Source organism: uncultured Planococcus sp., from assembly GCF_947501725.1.
GTDB classification, from domain to species: Bacteria; Bacillota; Bacilli; order Bacillales_A; family Planococcaceae; genus Planococcus; species Planococcus donghaensis_C.
In genome coordinates this window covers 52,891-64,756 of sequence record NZ_CANMXD010000007.1, presented here as the reverse complement: position 1 = coordinate 64,756, position 11,866 = coordinate 52,891, and the positions used below count along the sequence as shown (strand labels likewise).

General features: G+C 46.1%; 13 protein-coding genes. All 13 read left to right on the top strand.

Features of this window, described 5'->3' with window-relative positions; all coding sequences use genetic code 11:
- Positions 1-16: 16 nt before the first annotated feature.
- The gene (locus Q0785_RS11680; RefSeq protein ID WP_149456983.1) at positions 17-415 is read left to right on the top strand and encodes a membrane lipoprotein lipid attachment site-containing protein; all 399 of its coding nucleotides are present in this window, start codon (positions 17-19) and stop codon (positions 413-415) included.
- Positions 416-446: 31 nt separating this feature from the next.
- On the top strand, positions 447-2,813 hold the full coding sequence (locus tag Q0785_RS11675; protein WP_298829907.1) for a pLS20_p028 family conjugation system transmembrane protein: 2,367 nt from the start codon (positions 447-449) through the stop codon (positions 2,811-2,813).
- Between the two features lie 56 nt (positions 2,814-2,869).
- Positions 2,870-3,163: a DUF5592 family protein gene (locus tag Q0785_RS11670; protein ID WP_149456981.1), complete on the top strand. Its 294-nt coding sequence runs from the start codon at positions 2,870-2,872 to the stop codon at positions 3,161-3,163.
- Positions 3,164-3,165: 2 nt separating this feature from the next.
- Entirely contained in the window at positions 3,166-3,795 is a 630-nt protein-coding gene (locus Q0785_RS11665) for a hypothetical protein (protein WP_149456980.1), read from the top strand.
- 11 nt (positions 3,796-3,806) lie between these two features.
- Positions 3,807-5,765: a type IV secretion system protein VirB4 gene (locus Q0785_RS11660; RefSeq protein ID WP_298829903.1), complete on the top strand. Its 1,959-nt coding sequence runs from the start codon at positions 3,807-3,809 to the stop codon at positions 5,763-5,765.
- A gap of 1 nt (position 5,766) precedes the next feature.
- Positions 5,767-6,888, top strand: coding sequence for a lysozyme family protein (locus Q0785_RS11655; protein WP_298829901.1), 1,122 nt, complete (start codon positions 5,767-5,769; stop codon positions 6,886-6,888).
- 3 nt (positions 6,889-6,891) lie between these two features.
- The gene (locus tag Q0785_RS11650; protein WP_298829900.1) at positions 6,892-7,533 is read left to right on the top strand and encodes a hypothetical protein; all 642 of its coding nucleotides are present in this window, start codon (positions 6,892-6,894) and stop codon (positions 7,531-7,533) included.
- Complete coding sequence (locus Q0785_RS11645) at positions 7,534-8,379, top strand: hypothetical protein (RefSeq protein WP_149456977.1); 846 nt, start codon at positions 7,534-7,536, stop codon at positions 8,377-8,379.
- Between the two features lie 219 nt (positions 8,380-8,598).
- On the top strand, positions 8,599-8,853 hold the full coding sequence (locus Q0785_RS11640) for a hypothetical protein (RefSeq protein ID WP_149456976.1): 255 nt from the start codon (positions 8,599-8,601) through the stop codon (positions 8,851-8,853).
- Positions 8,843-9,985 carry a MobP2 family relaxase gene (gene mobP2, locus Q0785_RS11635; RefSeq protein WP_298829897.1) on the top strand — a complete coding sequence of 381 codons (1,143 nt, stop codon included), beginning with the start codon at positions 8,843-8,845 and terminating at the stop codon, positions 9,983-9,985. Before Q0785_RS11640 ends, mobP2 begins: the two co-directional genes overlap by 11 nt.
- Before the next feature lie 137 nt (positions 9,986-10,122).
- Positions 10,123-10,578 (top strand): hypothetical protein, encoded by a 456-nt coding sequence (locus tag Q0785_RS11630; RefSeq protein ID WP_149456974.1) that lies wholly within the window; start codon positions 10,123-10,125, stop codon positions 10,576-10,578.
- A gap of 18 nt (positions 10,579-10,596) precedes the next feature.
- Complete coding sequence (locus Q0785_RS11625) at positions 10,597-10,878, top strand: hypothetical protein (RefSeq protein WP_149456973.1); 282 nt, start codon at positions 10,597-10,599, stop codon at positions 10,876-10,878.
- A gap of 46 nt (positions 10,879-10,924) precedes the next feature.
- Entirely contained in the window at positions 10,925-11,860 is a 936-nt protein-coding gene (locus Q0785_RS11620) for a DUF3991 and TOPRIM domain-containing protein (RefSeq protein ID WP_149456972.1), read from the top strand.
- The last annotated feature ends 6 nt before the right edge of the window (positions 11,861-11,866 follow it).

Here is an 11,866-nt window from a genome sequence, read left to right as displayed (position 1 = left end):
AATTAGGAGTGATTTTATGAAAAGAATCGTCGCTTTGGTAGGCATCGTTTTTCTATTAGCCGCTTGCAGTGAAAAGGAATACTTCAAACAGATTTACATCGGAGACATGAAAGAGTACATGGAAGAAGATAAAGATGGCTTTTTGTTAATCGTGAATGAAAACGACCAAGACTTTCAGGCGTATGTGAAAGAGGTAGCGGAGAACGAAAAGGTTGAAATCGGCATGTACAATTCGTATCTATCGGAAGAAGGAGCGGAAGAAAGCAATCCCGTCTTGCCGTTCGATGGCTTTGACCGGTACAACGAGCTTTATTATGTTGAGGACAATGAGGTGAAAGGGAATTTGGATGTGGAAAGTTACGAAGACATGGAGTTGACGCAAGAACTTGAGCATTTTGTAAATCTCCATAAATGATTTCCTGCGGTTTGATAAGGAGTGAGGTTGTATGAAAGACGCGGAAATTGTAGAAAAGATTGAGGAATTTAGCGAGTTTTTAAGCGTCGGTACTCCTATTAGCGACATGGTGCGCTGGTTGGGTTGGGTGTTTATCAAAGGGCTTGCCTTTATAGTAGATGGACTCGAAAGCGTGACAGACGACGTGTTGCTCGTCAAACAATTCTTTCAGAATCCAGAAATTGCGGCGTTCGTTGACACGATACGCCCTTTTTTGTACATTCTTTTAGCGTTCAGCCTGCTCTACGCCGGTTATATGCTGATATTCCAGAAGAAATTCGACCGAGAAGGCATGGCCATGAACTTGTTTATCGCCCTGATCATCGTCGTCGCCCTGTCCCAAGGAATGGGCAAAGCCAATGAATTTACCGATGAGGCCATCAATGCCATCAATACAACCGAGCTGTACGATGAAGGAAAAGGTTCTTTATCGGACAACATTGTTTCGAGGCAGCTCACGGATTTAATGGAGTTTGATAAAGGCGGATGGGAAACAACCGATATCGATCCATCCAATACGCTGCCACTTTCCATGATTGGGCATCTTTCCGTTACAGAAAAGCTGGATAAAAAGCGGACAGAATTGGAACTGACACCGGACGGGAGAGAAATACTCGCGCATAAATTAACATGGTCTGTGAGTGAAAAAGAATTGGTAGAATTGGAAGACAGTAAACTGATGCCCTGGACGAATGAACGGTATTATCGCTACGACGTGAATTGGCTGACATTGCTGACGACATTGGCTGTCATGGCGTTCACGCTTTTCTCAATCGCATACAAACTGGCCAGGCTGTCTTTTGAATTAACGTTCAACTACATCCTGGCCTTACTTGTGGCACCGGCCGATATCCACGATGGCCAAAAGACCAAAAAAATCATGCAATCGATTCTGAATACATTTCTCGTCATCATCCTGATCTTCCTCTCCATGAAAATTTACATGATTGGCACCGCTTATGTGGCTGCTGAACTGGATGGTTTGGCGTATTTGATTGCATTGATTGCGTTCTCGGTTGCCGTAATCGACGGACCGAACATCGTAGAACGGTTATTCGGCATTGATGCCGGCCTGAAAAACGGCTGGGGCGTCTTAGCAGGCGCGTATGCCGGCGGTAAACTGATTTCGGGTGCCGGAGGCGCTGTCATGAATACCATGAGTCGTGCCAAGGGTCCCCGTGGTTCCGGTGATTCAGAAGAAGACGATGAAGAGGGCAAGAGCGGAACGGCAACTGGCGGACGTACCAAGAATGGTTCCGCTACCGAAAGTGCCGCGTCACCGAATGCCAGTGAAGATGCAGGTGGGGCACACGGTGCAGGGGGTACAGCCGCTGGAATTGCTGTTGGCGGAATGGCCGGCAACAAAGGAACCAACACTGGATTGGCTGAAAAAAATGAGGACGCTAAAAACGAACAGGCGCCATCACCGAATGACGGCATTAAACTTTCGAAAGGCAAAACAGAACCAAACGGAACATCCGGAAACGGCAACAACTCTCCAGGAAACGCCAATTCAGCTAAAGGAAATCTACCTAGTGACGAAAAAGGCCCTCAGGAGCCCTCGCAAGGCACGGGAGCATCCGGAGGACATAAACCTTCGCCAAACGATTTAGAACGCGTCGATTCTAGTATTTCTGGAGGCAATGCAAGACAAGTCGGATCAAGTGGTTCTGCACCATCACCAAACGATGCAGATCGTTCGAGTGGCGGGTCGTCAGCGGCATCAACTGCCGAAAGTGTCCAAAATGAACGCAGGGAGCAACGGACAACAGGCCGGACGGATTACGAGGTCGAAAGCATCAATGAACAGGCAGACGGACATACAACGGTTCGTGATAACTCAGCCGGAAGTTCGGGTTGGGGTCCAAGTGCTGCAGCCAGTCCGAATACAAGCAGCTCTGCTCCTTCTTCAACAACTGCACAAAATCGCACAGAAAACAGCAGCGGCTCTTCTGGACGGCAGCAAACGACCACCACTATCAATCGCTCGGCCAGCGACCAAACAATGGATGAAAACGTTGTGGTAACTGAATCGCAAGGCAATACCACGCAGGGTTCCCGAAACGTAACCGAGAATACGAGTCGTGGTTCGGGTGCAGGCGGCTTTAATTCTGAAGCACCAGCTGCTTCGGGAGGTTCAGCGACATCGAGGAGCGGAAGCAGCCGCACAATCAACCAAGACAGTTCTTCCCGCGAGAACATCGTGAATGAAACGACAGTCAATCAGAATCAGCACCAGGACACGCAACAGACCGATAGAACGCGTGTAAATGAGAGCCGCCGACCGCGCATGCATAACTTGAATCAACAAGAGTCGAACACACTGGACCGCATCAAGAATTACAGAAGAAATAGATAACCGATGAGGACGGCGCAAAACTGCGCTGTCCTTTTTTTATAAAGGAGCTGGCAACGATGAGAATCTACCAAATCCCGAATGAAATTACAACGGAGCTGAAAATCAACAAAGCGCTGTACCTGTTCGACCTTTTTCTAATAATCGGGTTGATCTTGCTGCGGATGATTGTCTTGCCTTTTGTTCATTCGTCACTGGTCTGGCCGTTTACAGGCTTCATTGTGCTGTTCGGGCTGTTCTTAATTATCCGCCCTGCCACGAACCCGCAGAAACGAATGAACCAAGCCATACTCTACGCAATGGTCCGAAAAAAAGACACGTACAGTGCCATTGATTACGAAGAGGGGGAATAAAAATGGCTTTATTTGAAGAAACAAAGAAACGGTCGACATCCAAAAGCCGACCCGCCTTGCTGGATGAGCAGGACATCGCGGCCGAGCGGAAAGCGCGCAGCACGAAAAAGAAAGTCCTGTCCTCTTTCGCGGACATCGCGCCCATCGTCGACATCACCGATTCCGAATTCTTTGAAATGCGGAACGGCGAATTCATGGAAATCCTTCAAGTCACCAGCAAGGACATCTATTCATTGAATGAGACGGATAAAGACAACGATATCTATTCACTGGCCCACTTTTTCCAGGCCTATCTGCCCTCGGTTAAAGTGGTCCCGCTCAATACGCCCGTCAATCTGGAGATTCCGAAACGGCATGTCCTGCGCGACATTCGGCGGAATCAGAATCCCTATTACCTGCCGCACTTGGAAAAGAAATTGAAAGACCTGGAGTTTCTAGAAAACAACCGCACAGACCGCGAATTCTTCCTGTTCCTCTACAGCAATGATGAGAAAGCCATGCTGGAGAACAAGGTTCATGCCCGAAAGTTAATGGCACGCAGCAACCCGCTCGTTGAACTGCCGCTAGATAAAAAGCTGAGTATCTTGTACCAGCTAGCGAATTTAAACTCTAAACCACTATCCGAAGTATAGGAGGACGCGACATGCTGAATGTTTTAAGCGCATTACTGAAACCAAAGAATGACGAAGAAGTGAAAGCAGAAAGAGGATTCAATCCTTATCTGCTGTCGAAAATTCAACCACAAGGCGGCATTAAGTTCGAGAGCGGCTATGTGAAAACAGGGGATGGTTATGTTTCCTGCATTCATGTTTATAAGTACCAATCGCTGGTCAGTGACTTCTGGCTGGAGGAACTGATGCGGATTGAACATGCAGTCGTCACGTTGGATGTGGCCACAGCCGACAAGAAAGAAATTATCGAGTCCATCAACAAGTCCATGGCCGAACAAAATACTCGCTATCAAACTGCGAAAGATAACGTCGATCGCATCGATGCCAAGGCCAGTTACGAAGAGCTTGATGGCGTCTACAAGCAAATCACCAAAGGCGAAATCATGAAGCGTATCCATCTCCGGGCTTACGTGAAAGCCAAAACATTCGAGGAACTGGAGCAACGGGTGCGCCAAGTATTGGATGAACTGGAAAGCCTCAACTTCCGAGGTTCGGTCTTGCTGAATGAACAGGATTATTTGTGGTCCGGCATCTTCGCCAGCTACGACAACCAGCTGCAGTTCATCAACAAACGGAAAGGGAAAGAGATTCAAGCCCTGTCGGTGGCTGGCGGTTATCCTTTCCATTACACCAGCCTGACAGACGAACATGGCACTTATTACGGAACCACTGAGACAAACGGCAGCGTCGTCTTTGACCTCTTCCACAAAGATAAAAACCGCAAGTCCTATAACGCCTTGATGGTTGGGAAGATGGGCTCCGGGAAATCTACGCTGTTAAAGAAAACGGTGATGGATCAAGCCAGTAAAGGCAATAAAGTCCGCATCCTGGACGTGACCGGAGAATTCAGAAGCCTGGTCGAAGAGATGGGCGGTAAAGAGATTGCACTCGATGGATCTCGTGGCATCATCAATCCGCTCCAGGTATTCAAGACGGTGACGAACGAGGAAGATGGTTCGACAAACGAGATGCAATCTTTTACGCAGCACCTATCCAAAATGAGCGTGTTCTACAACTTCATCAATCCACAAGCGAACCCAACGGAGGGTACGGAGTTTGAAATTCTGCTTCGTAAACTCTATGTCGAACGGAAGTTATGGTCAAGAGATCCGGATGAAATCATTCCGATTACCAAATTCAAAGCGAGTGAATACCCGACGTTCTCAGACCTTCTTTTTCTAGTAAGGGCGGAACTGTACCAAGACTTTGAACAGCAAATCCGGCATGAGAATTTAGCGCAGGAGCGGGAGCTACGGCTATCAAATATCGAACTGTCCCTAACAAACTTGGTCGACAACTATGGCAGCATTTTTGATGGTACATCTTCCATTGAAAGCTTCGACGATGAAGGAATCGTATCGTTCCCGCTCCGAAATCTAACCAACTTGAAATCGGAAATCTACCAGGCGCAGATTTTCAGCATTCTCAATATGTTGTGGGACAGCATGATTTCAGAAGGTGCACCGCAGTTCAATGCCTACAACAAAGGAAAGCTCGCGTTTGAGGATGCATCGAAGTTCTTGGTCCTAATCGATGAAGGCCATCACCTCATCAACACACGGGAAGTTTCACAGCCAGCGGTGCTGTATTTGAATAAATTCATGCGGGAAGCGCGGAAGTATTTTGGCGGATTGTTCTTCGCATCGCATCTAATTTCCGACTTTGTTCCAGACGGCTCCAATAATGAATATGCGGAAAACGTTAAAGCCTTGTTCGATTTGACGCAATACAAATTTATCGGCCAGCAAGACGCGCAATCCTTATCGGCCATTCAGAATGTATTCAAAGGCCAGCTGACAGATTCGGAGACAAGGGTCATTCCGCATCTAGAAACTGGGAAGGTTGTTCTCTCAATTTCCGGAGATAAAAACATTGTCTTTTCAGTAGATGTATCGAAACGCGAACTGGCGATGTTTGGTGGAGGTGCGTAAAATGCCGCAGCCTCGTTCAAAGGCTCAACTGGCCAAGACCGCGCTGAAATTAGCGTTACTGAAATACAATCCAATTGGTCTGCAAGCCAAACTGATCATTGCCGGTTCCGCTCTGGCAATCGTGATTATCTTGATTTTCACAGCAGGCATCTTCTCTATGTTCTCCAGTCCGGATGATGGTTCTTCGGGAGATGGCATCGGTGCCGGCGTCGGTCCGGCATCCGTTTCGCCGGAGGTTGCTCAATACCGAGATGCCATCTCGAGTGAACTTGCCAAGTACGATATGGAAGGACAGACCGAGTTGCTACTGGCGTTGATGATGCAGGAATCCGGAGGGAAAGGAAACGATCCGATGCAAGCCAGTGAATCGAAATGCGGTTCGATTGGCTGCATCACCGATCCAGACGAAAGTATATCCTACGGCGTAGAGCATTTCGTTTCTGTCTTCAAAAGTGCCAAGAAAGATGTGAAATTGACTTTGCAAAGCTACAACTTTGGGAGCGGTTTTATCGATTATGTATTGAAGAATGGCGGCTCCTATACAAAGGAACTGGCCATTTCCTTCTCGCAATTGCAGTACCAGAAATTGAAGCACACCGGCATCTATAAATGCAATCGGCCGGAAGCGATTCAGCACAGTGCGTGTTATGGAGACATCGGTTATGTGGAAGCGGTACTGAAGTATCTACCCTCTGCCAGCACAGGGAACTCAGCAATGATTGCAGGAGACTTGGCCGCTCCTGTCCGCAACACAATGCGCGTGACCTCTAACTATGGATGGCGGAACATCGGAGCGGGACCAGAGCACCATGACGGCATCGACTTGGGCTGCAGCGAGGCTGATTCCATCCACTCAGTGAAAGATGGCACTATCGTTTTTGCCGGCATGTATGGCGGTTACGGAAATGTTGTCACCGTTCAACATGCAGCCAATTCATTCACCACCTACGCACATTTAAGTCGCATCAGTGTCCAGGTAAACCAAAAAGTCGAGGGCGGCAATAAAGTCGGTATGTGCGGCAATACCGGACGTTCTTTCGGTTCGCATTTACACTTTGAAATCAAAACCCAGATGTGGGGCGGCTATATGGATCCCGCTCCTTTCTTATTTAAGGAGGCATAACGCATGCAATTCACAACTAAATCATTGCTCATTCTCCTCTCGTTTCTTCTAGTAATATCACTGGCAGTTAATATTTACAGCTTCACTTCAGAGTACTCCGTAGACCGCGGAGACCTTGATGAACAGAAGAAGGCGGAAGCGCAATACGAAAGTGAGTTAGTAGAAAAAGAGGATACGATTGCATCACTTCAAAAAGAATTGGATGCGAATGAAGTTACCGCTCCGGTTGAGGTAGAAGAGGCAGAACAAGCAGCTCCAGAGACCGGAGCGGAACCGGATGAACTCATCAACACTGCGCAACGGTTTATTGAATACGCGTTCGAAAGTGATCCTGAGTCGTATGCCACACGAAAGAAATTGGCGCTTAATTACATGACGGAGAGCCTGTATGAAACGTTATATCCTGCTGACGGAATGGATCAAGAACAGCAGAAAATATCTATTGAAATCAATGAGGTGAACGTTTTTGCTGATGGCCAGAACGAAAACGAAGCTATCGTGCATTACACCTACAGTGAAGAAATCCTTTCTTCCGGATACGAAGAAGAAAAGGAAATGTACGCAAAATTATTGTTCACAGTAGAAGAAAATCTCTTGAAAGTGGCTGAAATCAAGCCGCTCGAAAACGAGTACGGAGGGATCTAGATGGCGAAAAAGAAAAAGAAAAACCTAAAGCTCAACATGTCGACGCTGTATATCACATTGGCTTTTATGTTCATTCTCGGCTTCGGATTTTTCGGAACATCGAAGCTCTTCATGGCAGAAGATATTCCGCTCAATCAAACCGAATTGAATGAAGAATTTGATTTAAAGGCAAACGGAAATTTCACTATAAAGGAATGGGCATACGATAAAGAACAGAACATGATGGAGGTCACACTGATTACGAATGGCATTGAGGACTACATGACGAAGTTGGATTTCACTGCAGTCAGTCGAGAAAGATTATCGGATGAACTTCCCACAGAAATTGTTTATGACGAGAGCGATATTTACATTATTCACATCAAGGATGTCCCAAAAGATTTCAATCAGATTGCGCTCCGATTCAATAAAGGTAAAAAGAGTTATGATGATTTGTTCGCCGAAGGAGAAGCAGAGGAAGGTAAAGAGAAAGTCATTTCCACTGTCTACACAGATCAGCGAGTGGTCAAAGAAGAAGCAATACCTGATCGGAACTTTACGGAATACGCGCTGGAAATTACCGGCGAATTGATTACAAAAGCAGAGCAAGACATCAATGAATTGGAAGATAAGAGCGGCATGACAGACGATGTAATTGCTGAGATTCTGAAAGAGATTGAGCAGCTCCAAGTGGACCTTCTTTATCAAACGGTAGACGAACAAGTCGAAACAAACAATGACGTTTTCCAACTGGAGAAGAGCATAGAAGGCTACGAAAAAGAGAAAGAAATTATGGCCGACGACATCAAAAATATTCGTGCAAAAGTGGAGCGCTTGAAACAAAAACAATACGATTTGAATATTTAACGGTCAATTTTAAGGGCTTCCATATGGAGGCAAATGGCTTTTTAAAGGGCTTCCATATGGAAGCCTTAAGCTGTTTTTAGTGATATCACCTCAAACCCAGGCTCCGCCTGGTCTAGCACTGAAAGTGATAGCAGATTTCCCTTATGCTCTTCTCTTCCCTACACCAGGTATCAGACTATATCGGTATTCTGATATACACTTAACGAAGGAGGTTTTGACATGGATCTTATCATTCGGGATGTTGATCCCCACGCGGTCAAAAAGATTGATGAATGGGCCAAAAAAAAGAATGTATCCCGTCAAGTTTACCTAAAAGAATTTATTGAAAAGGCAACGATGTTGGAAATGATTTCGAATGCGGACGACAGTTTCGAGAAGCAGCTTCAAGTCAATACGCTGTTCATGGAGAAGACGGCAGACAGTCTTGATCAGTTGGTCGGTGTTCTTCGGGAGTTGATGGCCGATGACGAGTAAACCGGCTGTTGTCATCAAGTCGAAATTTATTGCCGGCAGCGATGGAGGAACGTCGTTTAACGATTACTTGAATTACATGGACCGGGCAGAAACGCACGACAAAGTAAATGCTTTTGAAAAATATCAGGACTACATGAGCAACGAAGAGAAGTCGACCGGGCTCTTCACGTTAAGCAAGGACAGCCTTAACGATAAAGACAAGGAATACTTCAAGGAAGAATTTAAAAAGGCGCAGGAGAGCGGCAGCATCTTGTGGCAGGACGTCATCTCTTTTGATAACGACTGGCTGAAAGAAAGCGGCGTGCTGGAAGGCAAGAACATCGATAACAAACAAATCCAAGACGCAACCCGCTCCGCTGTCCAAGACATGTTGAAGAAGGAAGGCATGATCGATTCGGCCATCTGGACAGGCGCCATCCATTACAACACGGATAACATTCATGTCCATGTCGCCATCGTGCAGACGAAGAATCTTAAAGAGCGGGGCAAACGAAAACAAGCTTCCATTGATTCGATGAAATCAAAAGTGGCCAACAAGATAACCGACCGCTCCAAGCACAACGAAAAGCTCAATGAATTTATCCGAGAGCGGGTCATCACTTCCAAGCGCAACGACCCGCTTACAAGCTTAAAGAACCAAGTCATGAACCGCGAGTTGCTCCGGCAGTTTAAGAAGATCCATAAGCAGCTGCCGGATGACAAACGGATGTGGCGCTATAACATGAACGCCATTCAAGAAGTCCGTCCGGAGATAGACAAGCTCACTACTCTATACATCGAAAAGAATTTCAAAGAAGAATTCAAAGACTTCCAGAAGCAGCTGGACAAAGAAGTGGACGTTCATAAACGGATGTATGGCAACTCGGTCAATTCAGAGCGGTACCGCGAAACAAAGATGACGGATTTGTATACACGCATGGGCAACACCATCCTCAAAGAAGTAAGCGAATACGATTGGAAACAAAAAGAGTTTTCTAGAAAAAACGGCAAAAAGCCGAGCAGGTTTATTGTTCAGCGCGATCTCAACAAGGCCGTCTATTTGGCCAATTGTTTTGCCAAAGATGATTTAGAAACAAGCAAAAACCAAAAGGCTTACGAAGAATTGCAGCAGGAGAAGGAATACGAAAGGTGATTTTCAGTTGGGACCAATTTGGTCGGTACTTTCAGTGCTAACCAACTTGGTTAGTGCTCCCAGCTGTCGTCAAGTTGCGGACAACTCGAAGTTGATACCGATTTGGTACTAACTGAAAAAAGAAAGAAGGCGACGTCATGGATGAACAATATGAGCACTCGAAAAGGCAACATCGTTACCGCATTGATGAAGATGTACATGAGTACTTAAAGGATTACGCCATTAAAAACGAGCTGCCGCGAGAGAGCAGTTCCCGGGCTTTAGAATTGGTTATCCGAGAGCACAAGCAGCTGACCTCTGAAAAGGTCAATACGAATATGCTGGCACAAATCGTTTCGCAAAACGTGACGGATTCTGTCAGTGAATTGATTGAGGCGGGTGTTGCAAAAGAAGTAAATAAGATTCGTTTAGGCACCAACAACACAGATCGCAACACGCAGAAACTCATTGAATTGGTCCAAGGACTTCTGCAGCTCCAGAACATCGATCACATCATGACGACGGATATGAACGCCCCTCCGTTCTTGAAACAGGTGGATGAGTTGATTGAGTCGCGGATCACTGAACAGAAGCAGCGGAAAGACAATCAATAGAAAAGGGAGCGGATGACAATGGCCGTATTCAGCCACAATTACACACTGGGTTTGATCAAGGAAGTCGGAGAAGAGGATGTATTGGTTTCGGTGAATGGAGAAGACATTGAAATTGAATTGAAGGAATCGGATCGTGAAGTGCTGCTCAATATGGTGACAGAGAACGTCTTCTTAGTTCCAGTAGATTCGGACACAAACGAACTCATTTTAAACATCGAAGAGTCAGTCATACAGGAAGAGTTTCCGGAAATGGATTTAACAGAATTGATTGGAGCGGCTGAAGAATTCGATGAAGAATAAATCCTGAAGAAAATCTTTTTTCTAGTAATCAAAAGGAGTGATTGGGGTGGGTGATCGCGTGGACAGAGAAGAAGTTCGAAAAGCCAATGAAGTTCATGTACTGGATTATTTGCACGCAAAAGGCGAGAGCTTGGAGCGGCAGGGACATTATTACCGGCATCCGGAACACGATTCACTGGTAATTAAAGACAGCGGGCATTGGTACTGGAACAGTCGAAGCAAGGGCGGCTATGGTGCCATCAGCTTTGCCCGTGAGTATAACGACATGACATTCCAGGATGCAGTTCGGGATGTGAATGCGCAAGATTCTTCCAAGACTTTTTCTAGGGAATCGGAGCGGCGCGCGTCAAAAGAATTCGAATACCCGAACCATCAAGAAGTTCCGAAACAGGAAAACATATCGAAGTATTTAATTGATGAGCGGAAGCTGGATCCAAAAATTGTTGCCGCTCTAGTTCGTAATGATTTGCTGGCTGAAGATAAATTAAAGAACGGTATTTTTAAATGGAAAGATTCTGCCGGCAAGATTGTCGGCGGTGATCGGCAAGGCACTGTGAAGATGGATAACAAGCGCGGTTCCTTTAAACAGATCTTGGCGAATAGTAAAGAAGATGGTGGATTTAGGCTGGATATAGGTACGCCAAACAAGATTGCGTTATTCGAAAGCCCGATTGATGCGCTCAGTTATTTTGAATTGAAACGGCCCGAAAACATCCGTCTGCTGTCCATGTCCGGCCTTAAAGACCAATCCGCTACTGCTGGTATTCGGGACTTGATCAAGGACTGCAAGGAGCGAGGAGCGGTTGTGGAACAGGTCATCTTTGCCGTCGACAATGATGCAGCCGGTGAACAGTTTGTAGATCGCTGGTCTAATTATCTAACTAATTTTGAAGTTGACAAGCCGAAGAATAAAGACTGGAACATTGATTTAGTTGAAACGAAAACATTCACAAAAGAGAAAGTAGTTGAAATAGAAAGGTGATGGTCT

Bases quoted from the DNA above. Each gene is read 5' to 3' on its own strand.
- Q0785_RS11640 (WP_149456976.1), top strand. From the start codon at position 8,599: ATGGATCTTATCATTCGGGATGTTGATCCCCACGCGGTCAAAAAGATT.
- Q0785_RS11655 (WP_298829901.1), top strand. From the start codon at position 5,767: ATGCCGCAGCCTCGTTCAAAGGCTCAACTGGCCAAGACCGCGCTGAAA.
- Q0785_RS11630 (WP_149456974.1), top strand. From the start codon at position 10,123: ATGGATGAACAATATGAGCACTCGAAAAGGCAACATCGTTACCGCATT.
- Q0785_RS11660 (WP_298829903.1), top strand. From the start codon at position 3,807: ATGCTGAATGTTTTAAGCGCATTACTGAAACCAAAGAATGACGAAGAA.
- Q0785_RS11645 (WP_149456977.1), top strand. From the start codon at position 7,534: ATGGCGAAAAAGAAAAAGAAAAACCTAAAGCTCAACATGTCGACGCTG.
- Q0785_RS11670 (WP_149456981.1), top strand. From the start codon at position 2,870: ATGAGAATCTACCAAATCCCGAATGAAATTACAACGGAGCTGAAAATC.
- Q0785_RS11650 (WP_298829900.1), top strand. From the start codon at position 6,892: ATGCAATTCACAACTAAATCATTGCTCATTCTCCTCTCGTTTCTTCTA.
- Q0785_RS11625 (WP_149456973.1), top strand. From the start codon at position 10,597: ATGGCCGTATTCAGCCACAATTACACACTGGGTTTGATCAAGGAAGTC.
- Q0785_RS11675 (WP_298829907.1), top strand. From the start codon at position 447: ATGAAAGACGCGGAAATTGTAGAAAAGATTGAGGAATTTAGCGAGTTT.
- mobP2 (WP_298829897.1), top strand. From the start codon at position 8,843: ATGACGAGTAAACCGGCTGTTGTCATCAAGTCGAAATTTATTGCCGGC.
- Q0785_RS11680 (WP_149456983.1), top strand. From the start codon at position 17: ATGAAAAGAATCGTCGCTTTGGTAGGCATCGTTTTTCTATTAGCCGCT.
- Q0785_RS11665 (WP_149456980.1), top strand. From the start codon at position 3,166: ATGGCTTTATTTGAAGAAACAAAGAAACGGTCGACATCCAAAAGCCGA.